We start from the raw sequence: 17,138 nt of genomic DNA on the forward strand, positions 1-17,138 counted from the left end.
AGCAGCGGCAGAAAAGGCGGCAGAATCCATCGATCAAACGGGGATAGACCATCAAATCCGACAGATGACCTGTCCCCGTCTCGCTAGTCTCGGGTCCGCGGGGGCGTGCAGGGGGGTGCCGGCGCGGACGATGAGCGAGGGGTGACAACAGGGGGCTTTCTCGTCCGCGCCACCACCCCCCGTCGCCGCGACCGATCCCGGCCCTTCGGCGACTCCTCCCCAGCAGCCTCACCCGCACCGGCCAGCGCCGCCACCTCCAGCGCCGCCCGGGCGCGCAGTTGCGGATCGACATCAGCGGTACCCGGATCGGTCAGCAGCCGGGACAGCCACTCCCGCCCCACGGCTTCCTGCCCGCGGCGCCGCCACCAGGGCGGCAGGCCAACCGCCAGACGCAGGGCGGTGCCGGGATCGTCGACTGCGGCGTACGCCAGCGCGGCATCGATGTCCCCGCGGACCTCGTCGAGTAGACAGGCCTCGGTGTCGACCAGTCCCGCCACGGTGCGCTCCACGAATCGCGCGATCACCCGGGCGTGCCGACGACGGATGACGGTCGACTCACCGGCGCCGGAGGCGCGCTCCAGCGCGTAGTCCCGGACCGCGTCGAGCAACCGGAAGCGCAGCGGTGCATCCCCGCGCAGGTTCAGCAGCCCCAGTTCCAGGAACCGGTCGAGCAACCGTACGGGGTCGGCGGTGATGGCGGTGCCGGCTAGCATCTCCTCGGCCAGTTCCAGCGACCACCGGTTGCCGAACGCGGCGAACCGCCGCAGCGCCGCACGTTCCTCGTCGTCCAGCAGTCGGTAGCTGGCCGCCACCGCGTCGCGCAGCGTCTCCTGCACCGGTACGCGGGGCTCGTCCCGCCGCATCTGCCCACCCTGCCAGCCGCTGCGGACAGCCAGGTCCAGATCCAGCACCCGGTCGCCGTACCGGTCCAGCAGTTCGGTCAGGCTGAGCAGTCGACCGCGTGCCGCCATCAGCTCGATGGCCAGTGGCAGCCCGCCGGTTCGTCGTACCAGGGTGGCCAGGGCAGGCAGCTCCTCGGTGGCCGGTGGTTCCCGGCGGACCTGCGCCAGCCGGGCGGTGAACAGGGCCACCGCCGGACAGGCCGCCAGGGTCGCCGGATCGATGACCTCCGGCGCCGGCACCTCCAGGGGCGGGACCGGTCGGACCCATTCCTCCGGCAGCCCCAGCGGATGCCGACTGGTGATCAGTACCCGCAGGGAGGGCGCCGCCTCGGCGAGGCGGGGCACCGTCCGGGCCACCGCCTCGGGGGCCCGTTCGGCCGCGTCCACCAACAGCAACCCCGGACGATCGCCGATCCGGGCGGCCAGGTCCGCGACCCGGGCAGCCCCGAAGACCTCCAGCACGGCCGCGAGCACCTCGGCGACATCCGATCCGACGCCGATTTGCACCCCCCGGGCCTCCCCAGGGTGTACGGCATGACCGACGGCCAGGGCCAGCGCGGTCTTCCCGACCCCGGCCAGGCCCACCAGGCTGATCACCTGGGGGCCGTGCGGCCCGGTCAGCAGGGCCACCAGCTCGGCCAGGTCACCCTCCCGCCCGATCAGCTCGGGTGGTGGCGGGATGGGTGTCGGGGTACCGGAGCCGACCGGGTCGTCACCGGCTCCCCGAGCGGCTGCCACGAAGGTCGTACGGGCGGCACCGGTCAGTCCCAGAGCACCGGCCAGCAGCTCGATCGTGGTCCGTTGCGGACGCAGGGAGCGTCCCCGTTCCAGGTCCCGGACCGTCCGTACGCCGACACCGGCCCGGGCCGCGAGTTCGGCCTGGGTCAGGCCGGCGGCTCGACGGTGGCCGCGCAGCAGCTGCGCGAGGTCGGACGGCTCGACCGAGGCCGAGAAGGGATCATGACCCAGCGTCATGGCCACGGACATTACGGGCCAGGACCGACAGCCGACACACGAGCGTCAGCCACCCGACCGGTCGATGCGGAAAGCCGACAGGATGAGCCGGGGTCAGCCGCGCAGGGCCGGCGCCAGGACAGGTGGCCCGTCGAGCCCTGGCCCCGGCTGCCCGGCTCGGCTCACATCCCCAGGTCCCGCGCGATGATCATGCGCTGCACCTCGGAGGTGCCCTCGCCGATCTCCAGGATCTTGGAGTCCCGCCAGAACCGGGCCACCGGGTACTCGTTCATGAAGCCGTACCCGCCGTGGATCTGGGTGGCCTCCCGGGCGTTGTCCACCGCGATCGTGCTGGCGTGCAGCTTGGCGATCGCCGCCTGCCGCTTGAACGGCTCGCCGGCCAGCATCCGGGCCGCCGCGTCGTAGTACGCCAGCCGGGCGGTGTGCGCCTTCATCTCCATGTCGGCGACCTTGAACTGGATCGCCTGGTAGTTGCCGATCGGCTGGCCGAAGGCGTGCCGCTCGCGGGCGTACTTGATCGACTCGTCGACGCAGCCCTGGGCCAGCCCCACGGCCAGGGCGGCGATGGCGATCCGACCCTCGTCGAGGATGCGCAGGAACTGGGCGAAGCCCCGGCCCCGCTCGCCGAGCAGGTTCTCCGCCGGCACCCGGCAGTCGTCGAAGGTCAACTCGTGGGTGTCCGAGGCGGTCCAGCCGACCTTGGAGTAGCCGGGGGCGACCGTGAAGCCCGGGGTGCCGCTCGGCACGATGATGGTGGACAGTTCCTTGGCGCCGTCCGGTCGGGTGCCGGTGACCGCGGTGACGGTGACCATGGAGGTGATGTCCGTGCCCGAGTTGGTGATGAAGGCCTTCGAACCGTTGATCACCCACTCGTCGCCCTCCAGCACGGCCCGGGTCTCCGTGCCCCCGGCGTCCGAGCCGGTGCCCGGCTCGGTCAGCCCGAACCCGGCCAGCGCCTCGCCGCTGAGCAGCTTCGGCAGCCAGCGGGCCTTCTGCTCCTCGGTGCCGAACCGGTAGATCGGCATCGCGCCCAGGGAGACCGCCGCCTCCAGGGTGATCGCCACGCTGGAGTCGACCCGGGCCAACTCCTCCAACGCCAGGCAGAGGGCGAAGTAGTCGCCGCCCATCCCGCCGTACTCCTCGCTGAAGGGCAGGCCGAACAGGCCCATCTTGCCCATCTGCCGGATGATCTCGTACGGGAAGGTGTGCTGCTCGTAGTGCTCGGCGATGACCGGCGCGACCACCTCGCGGGCGAAGTCCCGCACGCTGTCGCGCAGGGCCTGGTGCTCCTCGGAGAGCCGGAAGTCCATCGGGTTCCTCCTGTGTGGACGGCCGTCGGACGCTTGTGGCGCCGCCGACGGTGCCGGTGATGACTGCTGCGGGTACGCCGGTTCAGACGGGGGTTACGCCGTGCCGACGCCGGGAGAAGTGCCGATCCTTGCTCCGGGCGGCGGTGAAGCGGCGGACCAGTTCGGCGCGCAACTCGTGCGGCTCGACGATCGTGTCGATGACCAGTTCACTGGCCAACCGGACGATGTCGATGTCCTGCTCGTACTCGGCGCGCTTGGCGGCGACGAAGGCAGCCCGCTCGGCCTCGTCCTCGATCGCGGCGATCTTGTTCGCATACACCGCGTTGACCGCGGCCTCCGCGCCCATCACCGCGATCTTCGCGGTGGGCAGGGCGATGGTGGCGTCCGGCTCGAAGCCCGGCCCGGCCATGGCATAAAGACCAGCGCCGTACGCCTTGCGGACCACCACACAGATCTTGGGTACGGTCGCCTCGGAGATCGCGGTGATCATCTTTGCACCGTGCCGGATGATGCCCTGCTTCTCCACCGCGCTGCCGACCATGAATCCGGGCACGTCGGACAGGAACAGCAGCGGCACGTTGAAGGCGTCGCAGAGCTGCACGAACCGGCTGGCCTTGTCGGCCGAGTCGACGAAGAGCACCCCGCCCTTGAACATCGAGTTGTTGCCGATCACGCCGACGACCTCGCCGTTCAGCCGGCCGAACCCGATGGTCAACTCCTTGGCCCAGAGGGCCTGGATCTCGAAGAAGGAACCCTCGTCGAGCAGCCCCTTGACGTACCGCCGCATGTCGAAGGCCTGCCGCTCGCTGGCCGGCACCAGCGCGGCCAGGTCCGCCTTGGCGGGGGCCTCGACCGGCTCCGCCGTCGGCGGCTGCTGGGTCCAGTTGGCCGGCAGGTACGACAGGTAGCGCTTGACCACGTCGAGGGCCTCGGCCTCGGTCTTGCAGAGGAAGTGCCCGACCCCCGACTCGGCGCAGTGCACCTTGGCACCGCCCATCGCCTCCAGGGTGGTCTTCTCCCCGGTGACCATCTCGACCATCCGGTCGGAGCCGAGGTACATGCTGGCGTTGCCGTCCACCATGGCCACCACGTCGCAGAACGCCGGGATGTAAGCGCCGCCGGCCGCGCTAGGCCCGAACAGTGCGCAGACCTGGGGAATCGAGCCGGAGGCGCGTACCTGATTCCAGAAGATCTTGCCGGCACCCCGGCGCCCCGGGAACAGCTCCACCTGGTCGGTGATCCGGGCCCCGGCCGAGTCGACCAGGTAGACCATCGGGACCCCGGTGTCGTACGCCCGCTCGATGATCCGAATGATCTTCTCGACGGTACGCGCGCCCCAGCTGCCGGCCTTGACGGTGGAATCGTTGGCCATCAGGCAGACCTGACGCCCGTCGATGGTGGCCGTGCCGGTCACCACCCCGTCGGCGGGCAGGCCCTCGGCTAGGGCGTTGGCGAAGAGTCCATCCTCGACGAAGGATCCCTCATCGACCAGCAGCGCCACCCGCTCCCGGGCGAACAGCTTGCCCTTGGCCGCGTTCGCCGCGTGGTACTTCTCCGCACCGCCGGCCCGAACCCGCTTACCGAGTTGCTCCAGCGCGCCACCGTCTACCGTCACCACGGCTCCCCACCCCCAGCCGACCTGAACGATCGTTAATCTACCCCACTCCCCCCACCCCCCACCACGCCTCACCCACCCGCCCTCTGCCCCGCCCCCGCGACCCCTCCCGCGATCTTGCACTTTGTGTCGCCCATATGCACCTTTCATGGCGATACATGGCGACCAAAACTGCAAGATCGCGGGGGAGGGTGGGGGTGGGTTTAGGGGAGGGGGGTCAGGAGGGTGCGGGGGCCAGCGCGGAGGACGCCGGAGGGGAGGCGGCGGGCGGTCAGTTCCTCGGCGAGTTTGGCGGCCTCGATCAGGGCGTCGAGGTCGATGCCGGTGTCGATGCCCATGTCGTGCAGCATGTGCACGGCCTCCTCAGTGGCCAGGTTGCCGCTGGCACCGGGGGCGTACGGGCAGCCGCCCAGGCCACCGACGCTGGCGTCGAACTCGGTGATCCCGAACTCCAACGCGGTCAACAGGTTCGCCAGGGCGGTACCCCGGGTGTTGTGGAAGTGCAGCAGCACCGGGATGTCCGCGTTGCGCTCGCGTACGGCGGCCAGCAGGTCCCGGACCCGTCGGGGGGTACCCATGCCGGTGGTGTCGCCGAAGGCCACCCGGTCGGCGCCGTCACGGACCACCCGGTCCACGATGGCGGCCACCCGGCCGGGGTCGATGTCCCCCTCGTACGGGCAACCGAAGCTGGTAGCGATGATCACCTCGGCGGTGGCGCCGGCGCCGTGCAGCAGGTCGATCAGCTCGGCGATGTCGTCGAGCGACTCGTCCGTGCCGCGGTTGACGTTGCGCCGATTGTGGGTGTCGCTGGCGGAGACGACGACTTCGATCTCGGTGAACCCGGCGGCCAGGGCCCGCTGGGCGCCCCGGGAGTTGGGCACCAGCGCCGAGTAGTTCACCCCGTCGACCTTCGTCGCCCGCTGCCACACCTCGTCGGCGTCGGCCATCTGCGGGATCGCCTTCGGGTGCACGAACGACACCGCCTCGATCCGCCGTACCCCGGTGTGGGACAGCGCGTCGAGCAGCCGCACCTTAGCCTCGGTCGGAATCGGCTCCTCGTTCTGGAGCCCGTCACGCGGTCCAACCTCCCGGATGGACACAAACCCCGGCAGTTCCGTCATCCTGGCCACCTCACTGTGACACCCATCGAGCCCTGCTTCCTTTCCAGCATCCCACCCCACCCACCCGACCCCTGTTGATCGAAAAGTTCAGCGCATGCGGGTTATCAGGGTGGTGTCGTAGGTGCCGGAGGTGAACTCCTGGTTGTCCAGGAGTTCGGTGAAGAAGGGAAGGTTGTTCTTGGGGCCGGACAGGGCGAAGTCGGCCACGGCGGTACGGGCCCGGGCGATGGCCTCGGAGCGGGTGTCGGCGTACACGATGAGCTTGGCCATCAGGCTGTCGTAGAAGGGGGTGACCGTGTTGCCCTCGACGTAGCCGGAGTCGACCCGTACCCCCTCGCCGGTGGGCTCCACCCAGGTCTTGATCACCCCTGGGCCGGGCAGGAACCGCTTCGGGTCCTCGGCGTTGATCCGCAACTCGATGGCGTGGCCGCGCGGACTCAGCGCGTCCGGGTCGAAGGTGGGCGGCAGGCCGGCGGCCACCCGCAGCTGCTCCTCGACCAGGTCCAGGCCGTAGACCAGCTCGGTGACCGGGTGCTCCACCTGGAGCCGGGTGTTCATCTCCAGGAAGAAGAACTCGTCCGTGCCCGGGACCAGCAGACACTCCACCGTGCCGGCGTTGCGGTAGCCGACCGCCTCACCGGCCCGTACCGCCGCGGCCAGCAGGCGTTCCCGCAGCTGCGGCGACACCGCCGGGGAGGGGGACTCCTCGACCAGCTTCTGGTTGCGGCGCTGCACGGAGCACTCCCGCTCACCCAGGGCCACCACCCGGCCGTCGGCCAGCCCCAGGATCTGCACCTCGACGTGCCGTACCCGGGGGAAGTAGCGCTCGATCAACACCGAGCCGTCGCCGAACATCCGCTCCGCGAACGCGCGCACCTTGTCGTACTCGGTGCGCAGAGCGCTCTCGTCGGCGGCCACCCCCATGCCCATGCCGCCACCGCCGGCGGCGGCCTTCACCATGACCGGGTACCCGATCTGGTTCGCGGCCGCGACCGCCGCGGGCAGGTCGGCCGCCGGCTCGGTGGTGCCGGGGGCCACCGGAACCCCGGCGGCGGCCATCAGGTTCCGCGCGTTGATCTTGTCGCCCATCGCGCTGATCGCGTCCGCCCCCGGTCCGACCCAGACCAGGCCCTCGGCCTCGACGGTACGGGCGAAGTCGGCGTTCTCCGACAGGAAGCCGTAGCCGGGGTGGATGGCCTGGGCCCCGGTCGAGGCGGCGGCGGCGAGGATCGCCTCGGTGTTGCGGTAACTCTGCGCCGGGTTGGCGGGCCCTACACAGACCGCCTCGTCGGCCTCCCGCACGAACGGCAGATCGGCGTCCGCCTCGGAATGCACCGCGATCGCGCGTACGCCGAGCCGCCTGGCGGTACGGATGATCCGGCGGGCGATCTCGCCCCGGTTGGCGACCAGCAACGACTCGATCATGGGTCCTCCGAGCGTCCAGATGGTGGGACCGCATGCTAGGCAGGCCCACCGCCATGGAGCAAGGAAGGGCCCTCTTGCTGGAGCCCCGGGGAGGAGACCTCAGGCCGGTCCGGTGGGGGCCAGCAGCGCGGCCAGGGTGGCGGCGCGCAGCAGTTCGGCCCGGCGGCGGCGGTCCACCTCACCACCGAGGAAGGGGGTGGAGTTCATCAGGCCGAAGGCGGCGTGCGCCAGCACCCGCGCCTCCCCGTCGGGCAGCCCGTCGTGCAGGGCGGTCAGCACGGTGACCCACTCCTCCACGTAGAGCCGCTGGAGGCGCCGGATGCGCCGTCGGGGCTCCTCGGGCAGCCGGTCCAACTCGTGCAGGTGCAACGCGATGACTGCGGGATTGGCCAATGCGAAGTCGACATGAAAGTCGATCAACGACTCCAGGGCGGCACCTGGATCGCCCGGGTGGCCGGCGGCGCGCTGACGGCCTCCGTCGAGCAGTCCCTCGCTCACCGGCACCAGCGCGGCGACCAGCATCGCCTCCTTGCCGGCGAAGTGGTGGTAGAGGGCCGGGCCGGTCACCCCGGCCGCCGCGCCGATGTCGTCCATCGACACCCCGTGGTAGCCGCGGGAGGCGAACAGCCCCACCGCGATCTCCAGGATCTCGTCCTTGCGGGACCGGCGCCGCCCCGTCCCCGTAGCCCCGCTGTTCGCGCTGCGGGCCCGCTGCTCCACCGTCACCGGGCAAGCCTAGACCGAGGCCGATGACCGGGGGCAGGCTTGGTTACCCGCCAGTCCGCCTGCCGGGAACGCCCACGTGGCGATGGCCGCCGACGACCGGTCACGAACAGCACCCGCACCAGCTCAGCGGGCGGATCGGCCGCTGGAGGTCACGCCCGCTGGTGCAGCCCGGACAGCCGCAGGGCGATCCGGCGGCGTACCGGGGGCAGCCCGGAGACCAGGCGCAGCAGCACGTCCCGGGCCGGCCGGGCGGGCGGGGGCACCACGGCGAGCCGGGTCAGCCGGCCGGCGAAGCCGGCCACCTCCTCGGCCAGCGGACGACGCCGGGCGGCGTACTCGTCGAGCAGCCGGTCGGGCCCCCCGGCCAGCACCTCGGCGAGGGTTTCCCCCAGGTCGATCGCGTCACGGATGCCCAGATTCATGCCCTGCCCCCCGGCAGGGCTGTGCACATGACCGGAGTCACCGGCCAACAGGATCGGCCCGGCGCGGAAGGTCTCGGCCACCCGCTGGTGCTGCCGGAAACGGGAGGACCACAGCACCTCGCGTACCCGGTCGGGGCGGGCGGCCGGGCCGCGTTCGTCGAGGATCCGTTGCAGGTATGCGGCATCGGGCTCGGCCGGCGGGTCGGTGACCGTGGCGACCAGGCGGACCTGGTCGCCGGGCAGCGGCACCCAGACCAGTGGACCGCCCCGGGCCAGGAAGATCGAGGCCCCTTCGCGGGACATGGTGCTGTCCATGAGCACGTCGGCCAGCACGAAGGATTCCGTGTCGGCCCGCCCGGTGAAGGGGATGCCGGCCGCCGTGCGTACGGTGCTGTGCATTCCGTCGGCCGCGATCACCCACCGGGCCCGCACGGTGGCGCCGTCGAACCGCGCCAGGGCGCCGGCATCGTCGAGGTCCAGGCCGGTCAGCCGGTACGGACGCAGCACCTCACCCCCCGCCTCGGCCAGCTGCTCGGCTAGCACCTGCTCGGTGACCGACTGGGACACCGTCAGGGCGTACCGATGTCGACTCGGCAATCCGTCGAACGGCACGGTGACCAGCACCCGGTCCCGGTCCCGCACGGTGATCCGACGGGAGGGCAATCCCCGCGCCACCAGGAGGGCTGCGGCGTCGATGCGGTCCAGCATCTCCAGGGTGTACGCGTGCACCACCGCCGCCCGGGAGGTCACCTGGGGCCGTTCCCGCTCGTCGACCAGGGTGGCCTGGACACCGTGACGGGCCAGGGTGAGCGCCGCGGTCAGCCCGGTCGGGCCGGCGCCGACGATCAGGACATCCGTTCGTTCGGGCAGCATGGCGACCTCCGAGGCATCTGCCAACATCTGTTTGCCAACAGCCGTTGACCTGACGGTAAGTCGACCCGGAACCGGAAGTCAACGATCGTTGGCATACTGTCGGTCAGATGACGGAAGGCGTACACCAGCGGCAGGGTGGATCGCAGGCGCAGCCGGCAGCCGGGGTGCGGGGAACGCGTCGCTCGGAGGCGACCCGGGCGGCCATCCTGCGAGCGGCCCGGGCCCGATTCGCGGCCGACGGCTATGACCGGGCGACCATCCGCGCCATCGCGGCGGACGCTCGGATCGATCCTTCGATGGTGATGCGCTACTACGGCAACAAGGAGGGGTTGTTCGCGGCGGCGGCCGATTTCGACCTGCGCCTGCCGGACCTCGGCGGGGTGCCCCCCGAGCGCCTCGGCGACACCCTCGTCGGACACTTCCTGACCCGCTGGGAGGCCGACGACACCCTGCCCGCCCTGCTGCGTACGGCGTCCACCAACCCCAATGGAGCGGAGCGGCTACGCACCATCTGCGCCACCCAGCTCGGCACGGCAGTGGCCCGGGTCATCGCCGATCCCACCCAGGCTCCCCGCCGGGCCGGTCTGATCGCCGGCCAGCTACTCGGGGTGGCCCTCACCCGCTACGTCCTGCGCATACCACCCATGGTCGACATCTCCCTGGCCGAGTTGCGCGGCTGGCTGGCCCCCACCATCCAGCGCTATCTGATGGACGAGACCCCCGTCGATCGTTGAAGTCGCCGGGGACGGCCCGCCCGGCGACTTCGACGATCGGCCCGAGGGATCAGGTCGGGTTGGGGCCCTTGACGACGGGGGCGCGCACCAGGTTGCCCCATTCGGTCCAGGAACCGTCGTAGTTGCGAACCTGGGGGTAGCCGAGCAGGTGGCGCAGCACGAACCAGGTGTGGCTGGAGCGTTCCCCGATCCGGCAGTACGCGATCACGTCGTCCTCCGGGCTCAGCCCGAGCTGATCGGCGTAGATGGCGCGCAGTTCCTCGGCCGACTTGAAGGTGCCGTCGTCGTTGGCGGCGGACTTCCACGGCTTGCTCACCGCACCCGGGATGTGCCCACCCCGCAGCGCACCCTCCTGCGGATAGTCCGGCATGTGCAGCATCTCGCCGGTGTACTCACCCGGTGAACGCACATCCACCAGCGGCTGACCCGCCGCTACGTGCGCCGCCACCTCCTCGCGGAAGGCCCGCACCGGCGCGTCGTCGCGCTGCGGCACCGGGTACTGGGCCCGGGGCCGGTTCGGCTTGTCACGGGTCAACTCCCGCCCCTCGGCGATCCACTTCTGTCGCCCGCCGTCGAGCAGGCGCACATCGGCGTGCCCGAAAAGGGTGAAGACCCAGAGGGCGTACGCGGCCCACCAGTTGAAGTTGTCGCCGTAGAAGACCACCGTGTCGTCACGGCCGATGCCCTTGGCGGCGCAGAGTTCGGCGAACCGTTCGGCATCCAGATAGTCGCGGGTCACCTGGTCGTTCAACTCCAGATGCCAGTCGACCTTCACCGCACCGGGAATGTGCCCGGTGTCATACAGCAGCACGTCCTCGTCGGATTCGACGACGACCAGACCCTCGTCGTGCAGATGCTCGGCCAGCCACTCGGTGGTGACCAGCCGCTGGGGATCGGCGTAGGACTGGAGTCGGGAATCGGGATCACTCGGCACAGGCATGGTCCCCAAGGTACCCAGTCGTGAGCTGCCGGGTGGCCGCTCCGATGACGGGACAGCGCGACGGCGCCTGGCCGAATATCGTCGGCAATGACACTCGCCGTTCCCCTGGAAGGTTTCGCTGTGACTGTTGGTCGTCGCTGGCTGTCACGAACGGTGGCCGCCGCACTGCTAGTCCTCGCCGGTACAGCTCTTCCCGCTGGTCCCGCCGCTGCAATGGATCCGGAGCCGAAGTTCGACTTCGATCTGCTCGGCACGACGGCTTCAGTGGGAGTCGAAAAGAAGCGAATCTATCTCAGATTCACCAACCTGACGTCTGACGAGACCCCGACCGGGTGGCAGTTCAGCCTCGGCCCCATGAACTCGGAACCGTGGCAGAATGCCGCCGTCGAGTGGCCGGGACGGGGCACTGACATCGGTGAGTGCGACGGCGAGCCCGACCACTTCTACTGCCACATTGTTGACTCCTGGTATCCGGAGTTCATGCCGTCTCCCGGCGGGACGGTCGAGATTCCGCTCGACCTACATGTGCACAAGCAGGAACCGTTCGAGGGCACGTTGTCGATGACCGTGTTCGCGTACTGGGACGACGTCAGGTCGCCCGATGTCAAGAAGACCTTCACGATCAAGATCGTCGACGAAGACGAGGCTGACCTTTCGGTGATCGCCCCGGACGTGAAGCAGTCCGTGCGGGTAGCGGCGGACGGCAAGCTCGAAGCGACCGGGCCGCTGAACCCGGGCGAGACGGCCGCCGTGCGCTACCGGATCGTCAACCAGGGCCGGAAGGCGGTCAGCGGGGTCAAGGTCACCCTGGGCCTGCCCGAGGGAACCGCCTTCACCCAGCCTCCCAAGGAGTGCGCGGTCGACGAGGACGCAGGCTCGGCGGTCTGCACCTACGACACCCTGGCCCTCGTACCAGTCGCCGAGGACACCGACCCCAAGGACGACATCCACTCCGCGGTCGAGCTGCACAACCTGATTACCGTGCCGGCCGACACCAAGGCCCCGGTCACCTTCAAGGGCGGGACCGTGCAGGTCGAGGGCCTGACCGAGGAGGTCGTCGCCAAGTCCGACCGGGTGGGCACCACGCTGCCGGCGAACGCGGTGGCCGTACCGGCGGCGGATGTGGATGCCAGCGACAACCAGGACGGTTTCTCCGTCGTGGTCGCCGCCCCCCGCAGCGGTGGGGACGACGGCGGCAACGGGGGCGGGGGTGAGCTGCCGATCACCGGGTCACAGACCACCCTGATCGCCGGAATCGGTCTGGTCCTGCTGGCCGGAGGCGGCCTCATGCTGCTGCTGACCCGACGCCGCAACCGTCTGCCGCACGCCTAGCCCTGCACGCTTGACCGGGAAGTCGTCGTGCCGGCGGCTTCCCGGTCAGCGCGGCGGCGGTGACGAGAAAGGGCCGAGCAGGGGGCGTTTGGCGGTCAGGGTGTCGCCGGAGGAGCGGCCGGTGATCCGGCGCTTGATCCAGGGAGCCAGGTGCTGTCCGGCCCAGCGCAGGTCGGCCGCCCGGGCGGAGAGCCAGGGCGTCGGCTGCGGGGAGGGCGGTACGAGCAACCACTGTTCGTCACAGCCGACCCCGAGGGCGGTGAGCACCTGGGCGGCGACCCGACGGTGACCGACCGCAGACAGGTGCAGCCGATCCGTGCTCCACAGCATCGGGTTCAGGTAGGTGTCGTCGGCGTACAGGTCGACCAGGATGGCGCCGTGCCGCTCGGCGGTCTCGCCGACCGCCCGGTTGAGCAGCGCCACCCGGGGGGCGATGAACCGCTGACCGGGCAGTCGGGCCATCACGTCGGCGAACCGGAACAGCACCACGTCCGCGCCGTCCGCCCGCAGCCGGCCCACCACCTGGTCGAAGCGGCTGACCAGGGCATCCGGGTCGAAGGTACGACGCAGCACGTCGTTGCCACCGGCAGCGAAGCTGATCAGGTCCGGCCTCATCGCCAACGCCATGGGCACCTGCTCGGCCACCACGTTCGGGAAGGTGCGTCCCCGGATGGCCAGGTTGGCGTACTGGAAATCGGGGCCGGCCTCGGCCGCCAGGCGGGTGGCGACCAGATCGGCCCAGCCCCGGAAGGTGCCGTCCGGATACGGGTCGTCCAGGCCTTCGGTGAAGCTGTCCCCGACCGCGACATAACTACCCCAGCGCACCACTGCTCCCTTGAGCGGAGTAAGGAAGGGCACCTTATTAACGCCTGCGGTATGGGAAGGGCCCCTTCTTAACGTCGCAGAGTCTGGCACCCGGCAGGCATGTCCGGCTGCCCCGGACACGCGATCGTGGCGGAGGTCATTGCCCGTCGACTGGAGTACGCTCCCTGCTCGTGACGGCGCAGCTAGCCATGATTTCCGTCCCGGCCGGGTTGGTGACGCTGTCGGACCGGCGTACTCAGCGGCGCTGGTCGGTACGACTCCAGCCGTACGACATCGCCGCCGTCCCGATCACCCAGGAGCAGTACGCACAGGTCACCGGCGAGCACCCCAGCGCGGCCACCGGCGATCGGCTACCGGTCGAGAGTGTCTCCTGGTGGGATGCGATCCGCTTCTGCAACGCCCTGTCCCAACAGGAGGGTCTGACCCCGGCGTACCGGATCGAGGGCGAGCAGGTCGACTGGACCGTCGACGCCGAGGGATACCGGCTGCCGACCGAGGCCGAGTGGGAGTACGCCTGCCGGGCCGGCACCACCGGCCCCCGATACGGACCGCTGGACGAGATCGCCTGGTATCGCGGCAACTCCGCCGAGCGGATCCACGAGGTGGCCGGCAAGCAACCCAACGCCTGGGGCCTGTACGACATGTTGGGCAACGTGTGGAACTGGTGTTGGGACGTCTACGACGCCGAGGTCTACGGCAGCTATCGGGTGCTGCGCGGCGGGGGCTGGTTCGACGAGCAGTGGAGCTGCCGCGCCTCCGTACGCCGTCGCAGCCATCCGACGTTCACGGTCGACGATGTCGGTTTCCGGGTGGCCCGCCGGGCATCCCGCTGACTGTTGCCGGGGCCGCCCCGTCCCATCTGGTCTGAGGCGACCCCTGGGCAGCCCCACCCCGTCCCCGGTGGATGGGAGCAAGACCGCTACGTGACATTCTGCTGATCGCACGACTACGGTCGGAAGGCAAACGCGCGGGCCGGGGTGTTCTCCACGCCGGCCCGGGAACCCCGTGGGAGCGGCCAAGAGATCGTGGAGGCACTGTGGAATCGGAGCCGACCGCCGAACTGATCCGGGCCCAGCTGCGCAGGCTGCGACTGGCCGCCGGGATGACCCAGGAGGATTTCGGCAGGCTGGTGCACTTCTCCGGCTCCCAGATCTCCGCCATCGAGCTGGGGCAACGCCCCTTCGACCGACTCTTCCTCAAACGCGCCGACGAGGTGCTCGACAGCGACGGCCTGCTGCTGGGGCTGCTGCGCATCGCCGAGCTGCACGGTCAGCCGAGCTGGTTGCGGCCGTGGCTGGATGCCGAACGCGCCGCCCGCCAACTGCGCTGCTATCACCCCACACTGGTGCCAGGTCTGCTGCAGATCGAGCACTACGCCCGAGCGGTGATCCGCGCCGATGATCTGCTCAGCGACGACGAGGTGGAGCGGCGACTGGCGGTACGGATGGACCGGCAGGCCATCCTTACCCGGCCCGATCCGCCGATGCTGATCGCGGTGATCGAGGAGACGACGCTCCGCCGGGCCGACGAGAGTTTCCGAGGGATCATGCTCCAGCAGATCAACCACCTGCTCGACTGTGTGAAACGCGGCGGTGTGCTGGTGCACCTGATCCCCGCCGAGGTGAGCGTGCACGTCGGCCACGCCGGCCCGCTGACCCTGGCCCGCGGTGTCGAGGGCGAGTGGGTCGGACACCTGGAGAACCACGTCGGTGGCGCGACCATCGACGAAAACGAGGAGATGGCAACTGTGCTGGCGAGGTGGGAGGGCATCCGCAGCGTCGCCCTGCCCAAGGCGCAGTCCGAGCTGCTGATGAAGGAAGTGATGGACTCGTGGACGATCTGACCGGGGCGACCTGGCGCAAGTCGAGCCGCAGCGCCAGCGGCGAGTGCGTCGAGGTCGCCGACAACCTGCCGGGCGTGATCGGCGTACGCGACAGCAAGGACATCACCGGCCCGGTGCTCACCTTCGACCCACCCACCTGGCGTCGCTTCATCGCCTTCGCCAAACGCCCCTGATCCTTCCCACCGGACCGGGTACGTCCGTGGGCGACTGTCGGGGTCGCCTCCTGACGACTCCACCGGGTCGGGCCCGCGCCGTACGCTGAGTTCGTGGCCGGTCGTGCGAGGAAGCAGGCGTGCCGCCCCTGGGTCCTCGACCTCCTGCTAGGTGTGGGTGTCGCCGCCGTCGTCTCGATCGTGATCAGTGCCAACGAGGGTGGCCGACACGGGCCGGAAGGGGTCGCGTACCTGTGGGCCGTCGGCCTCGGGGCGCTGATGCTGGCCCGTCGCCGCTACCCGGTGCCGGTGCTGGCCGCTACGGTGCTGGGCCTGTGCGCCTACTACGCCGTCGGCTACCCGGCGATCGGGTTGGCCGTGCCGGTCGCCGCCGCCCTCTTCTCCGCCGCCGAGTACGCCCGACTGGCCGCCGCCGTCACCGCCGCCGTGCTGGTCACCGTGGTCTCGGTGGTCTTCCGCCTGGCCGAGGGGCAGGACTTCTCCTTCGTGGTCGGCTACGAGTTGGCCGGGCACCTGCTGTTGATGGGGGCGGCGATCGCTCTCGGCGACAGCGTGCGGTCGCGCCGGGCGGCGCAGGCGGACGCCCGGCGGATCGCCGATCTGATCGCGGCACGGTACCGGCAGGAGGCGCACACCCGGGTCCAGCACGAACGGATGGCCATCGCCCGGGACCTGCACGATTCCCTGGGGCACACCGTGTCGGTGATCGCCCTGCACGCCGATGTGGCCCGGGAGGCGTTGGGCCGCGACGAGGCCGCCGCCCGCTCGGCGCTGGAGCTGATCCGGTCGGCGGCCGGCCGCAGCCTTGTCGACCTGCGCCGCACGGTGACTCTGCTGCGTTCACCGGAGGACCAGCGCCGCACGGTGGTCTCGCTGGCCAACCTCGACGCGGTAACCCAGGCGGCCGGCGCCGCCGGGTTCGACGTAGACCTCCGGGTCGACCTGGACAACCCCGTCCCGGGTCCGGTGGAGGCCGCCGCCTTCCGGATCGTGCAGGAGGCGATAACCAATGTCGTACGACACTCCGCCGGCAGCCGGGTCGAAGTCCGGGTACGCCAGGACGAGGCCCGCCTGACCCTGTCGGTCACCGACACCGGCGCCGACGCCCGAGCCGACCCGGGCCTCGAAGCACCAAAGGCCAGCATCGGGCACGGCATCGCCGGGATGCGGGAGCGGGCCGAGAGCCTGGGGGGTCGGCTGACCGCAGACCCGGTGCCGGGGGGTTTCGCCGTCCACGCCGAACTTCCGCTGGTCGGGCCGGCATGACCAGGGTGCTGATCGTCGACGACCAGGATCTGGTCCGGGCCGGCATTCGTACCCTGCTGTCGGCCGATCCTCGGATCGAGGTGGTCGGGGAGGCCGCCGACGGCCGCTCCGGGCTGCGGCTGGCCCGGCAGCATCGGCCCGATGTCGTACTCATGGACATCCGGATGCCGGTGCTGGACGGCCTGGCCGCCACCGCGGCGATCCGGGCCGACGAGCAGTTGGCCGCCACCCGGGTGGTGATCCTCACCACCTTCGACGACGAGGAGGACATCATCGAGGCGGTCGGCCTGGGCGCCGCCGGGTACCTGCTGAAGGACACCCCCTCGGAGGAGCTGCGCCGGGCGGTGCTGACGGCGGCGGCGGGCGGGAACCTGTTGTCCCCCTCGGTCGCCCGTCGGGTGATGGAACGGCTGGCCGCCGCGCCCCGACCGGCCCGCCCCGATCCTCGGCTGGCCGTGCTGACCGAGCGGGAGCGGGCCGTGCTGGCCCGGGTCGGGCTGGGGGAGACGAACGACGAGATCGGCCGGGCCCTGTTCATCAGTCCGGCGACCGCACGCACCTATGTGAGTCGCCTGCTGACCAAGCTGAACGCCCGGGACCGTACCGCCCTGGCGGTGATCGCGCATCGGTCCGGGCTCAGCGAGCCCTAGTGCCCA

The 17,138-nt window shown here is 70.6% G+C and carries 15 protein-coding genes and 1 pseudogene; 7 read left to right on the forward strand and 9 right to left on the reverse strand.

Annotated features, from left to right (window positions below; genetic code table 11):
- Positions 1–197: 197 nt before the first annotated feature.
- From OIE53_RS22415 to OIE53_RS22445, 7 genes and pseudogenes are all read right to left on the reverse strand, one after another.
- Positions 198–1,877 (reverse strand): annotated as a pseudogene (locus tag OIE53_RS22415) (ATP-binding protein); the annotation flags it as partial.
- Positions 1,878–2,038: 161 nt separating this feature from the next.
- Entirely contained in the window at positions 2,039–3,187 is a 1,149-nt protein-coding gene (locus tag OIE53_RS22420; protein WP_327023478.1) for an acyl-CoA dehydrogenase family protein, read from the reverse strand.
- Positions 3,188–3,269: 82 nt separating this feature from the next.
- Entirely contained in the window at positions 3,270–4,802 is a 1,533-nt protein-coding gene (locus OIE53_RS22425) for an acyl-CoA carboxylase subunit beta (RefSeq protein ID WP_327023479.1), read from the reverse strand.
- 203 nt (positions 4,803–5,005) lie between these two features.
- A complete protein-coding gene (locus tag OIE53_RS22430; protein ID WP_327027335.1) occupies positions 5,006–5,914 on the reverse strand; it encodes a hydroxymethylglutaryl-CoA lyase in 909 nt (302 codons plus the stop codon).
- Between the two features lie 96 nt (positions 5,915–6,010).
- The gene (locus OIE53_RS22435) at positions 6,011–7,348 is read right to left on the reverse strand and encodes an acetyl-CoA carboxylase biotin carboxylase subunit (protein ID WP_327023480.1); all 1,338 of its coding nucleotides are present in this window, start codon (positions 7,346–7,348) and stop codon (positions 6,011–6,013) included.
- A gap of 99 nt (positions 7,349–7,447) precedes the next feature.
- A complete protein-coding gene (locus OIE53_RS22440) occupies positions 7,448–8,074 on the reverse strand; it encodes a TetR/AcrR family transcriptional regulator (RefSeq protein ID WP_327023481.1) in 627 nt (208 codons plus the stop codon).
- Positions 8,075–8,223: 149 nt separating this feature from the next.
- A complete protein-coding gene (locus OIE53_RS22445) occupies positions 8,224–9,369 on the reverse strand; it encodes an FAD-dependent oxidoreductase (protein ID WP_327023482.1) in 1,146 nt (381 codons plus the stop codon).
- Positions 9,370–9,476: 107 nt separating this feature from the next.
- Between OIE53_RS22445 and OIE53_RS22450 the strand changes: the two genes are divergently transcribed.
- The gene (locus OIE53_RS22450) at positions 9,477–10,103 is read left to right on the forward strand and encodes a TetR/AcrR family transcriptional regulator (protein ID WP_327023483.1); all 627 of its coding nucleotides are present in this window, start codon (positions 9,477–9,479) and stop codon (positions 10,101–10,103) included.
- Between the two features lie 49 nt (positions 10,104–10,152).
- Here the strand turns inward: OIE53_RS22450 and OIE53_RS22455 are convergent, their stop codons facing one another.
- Positions 10,153–11,043, reverse strand: a complete 891-nt coding sequence (locus tag OIE53_RS22455; protein ID WP_327023484.1) for a sulfurtransferase — start codon at positions 11,041–11,043, stop codon at positions 10,153–10,155.
- Between the two features lie 354 nt (positions 11,044–11,397).
- Between OIE53_RS22455 and OIE53_RS22460 the strand changes: the two genes are divergently transcribed.
- A complete protein-coding gene (locus tag OIE53_RS22460) occupies positions 11,398–12,375 on the forward strand; it encodes an LPXTG cell wall anchor domain-containing protein (RefSeq protein ID WP_327023485.1) in 978 nt (325 codons plus the stop codon).
- A gap of 45 nt (positions 12,376–12,420) precedes the next feature.
- Here the strand turns inward: OIE53_RS22460 and OIE53_RS22465 are convergent, their stop codons facing one another.
- On the reverse strand, positions 12,421–13,200 hold the full coding sequence (locus OIE53_RS22465) for an SGNH/GDSL hydrolase family protein (protein ID WP_327023486.1): 780 nt from the start codon (positions 13,198–13,200) through the stop codon (positions 12,421–12,423).
- Positions 13,201–13,388: 188 nt separating this feature from the next.
- Here OIE53_RS22465 and OIE53_RS22470 point away from each other — a divergent pair, with 188 nt between their 5' ends.
- From OIE53_RS22470 to OIE53_RS22490, 5 genes are all read left to right on the forward strand, one after another.
- Complete coding sequence (locus OIE53_RS22470; RefSeq protein WP_327027337.1) at positions 13,389–14,033, forward strand: formylglycine-generating enzyme family protein; 645 nt, start codon at positions 13,389–13,391, stop codon at positions 14,031–14,033.
- Between the two features lie 203 nt (positions 14,034–14,236).
- A complete protein-coding gene (locus tag OIE53_RS22475; protein WP_327023487.1) occupies positions 14,237–15,043 on the forward strand; it encodes a helix-turn-helix domain-containing protein in 807 nt (268 codons plus the stop codon).
- A complete protein-coding gene (locus OIE53_RS22480) occupies positions 15,031–15,216 on the forward strand; it encodes a DUF397 domain-containing protein (RefSeq protein WP_327023488.1) in 186 nt (61 codons plus the stop codon). The genes OIE53_RS22475 and OIE53_RS22480 overlap by 13 nt, the downstream gene beginning before the upstream one ends.
- Positions 15,217–15,309: 93 nt before the next feature.
- A complete protein-coding gene (locus OIE53_RS22485; protein ID WP_327023489.1) occupies positions 15,310–16,482 on the forward strand; it encodes a sensor histidine kinase in 1,173 nt (390 codons plus the stop codon).
- Positions 16,479–17,132, forward strand: coding sequence for a response regulator transcription factor (locus OIE53_RS22490; protein WP_327023490.1), 654 nt, complete (start codon positions 16,479–16,481; stop codon positions 17,130–17,132). Before OIE53_RS22485 ends, OIE53_RS22490 begins: the two co-directional genes overlap by 4 nt.
- Positions 17,133–17,138: the final 6 nt, after the last annotated feature.

This window comes from Micromonospora sp. NBC_01739, from assembly GCF_035920385.1.
Lineage (GTDB): Bacteria > Actinomycetota > Actinomycetes > Mycobacteriales > Micromonosporaceae > Micromonospora.

Coding starts and splice junctions, on each gene's coding strand:
- OIE53_RS22420 (WP_327023478.1), bottom strand. CDS start 3,187: ATGGACTTCCGGCTCTCCGAGGAGCACCAGGCCCTGCGCGACAGCGTG.
- OIE53_RS22435 (WP_327023480.1), bottom strand. CDS start 7,348: ATGATCGAGTCGTTGCTGGTCGCCAACCGGGGCGAGATCGCCCGCCGG.
- OIE53_RS22445 (WP_327023482.1), bottom strand. CDS start 9,369: ATGCTGCCCGAACGAACGGATGTCCTGATCGTCGGCGCCGGCCCGACC.
- OIE53_RS22450 (WP_327023483.1), top strand. CDS start 9,477: ATGACGGAAGGCGTACACCAGCGGCAGGGTGGATCGCAGGCGCAGCCG.
- OIE53_RS22455 (WP_327023484.1), bottom strand. CDS start 11,043: ATGCCTGTGCCGAGTGATCCCGATTCCCGACTCCAGTCCTACGCCGAT.
- OIE53_RS22460 (WP_327023485.1), top strand. CDS start 11,398: ATGAACTCGGAACCGTGGCAGAATGCCGCCGTCGAGTGGCCGGGACGG.
- OIE53_RS22470 (WP_327027337.1), top strand. CDS start 13,389: ATGATTTCCGTCCCGGCCGGGTTGGTGACGCTGTCGGACCGGCGTACT.
- OIE53_RS22490 (WP_327023490.1), top strand. CDS start 16,479: ATGACCAGGGTGCTGATCGTCGACGACCAGGATCTGGTCCGGGCCGGC.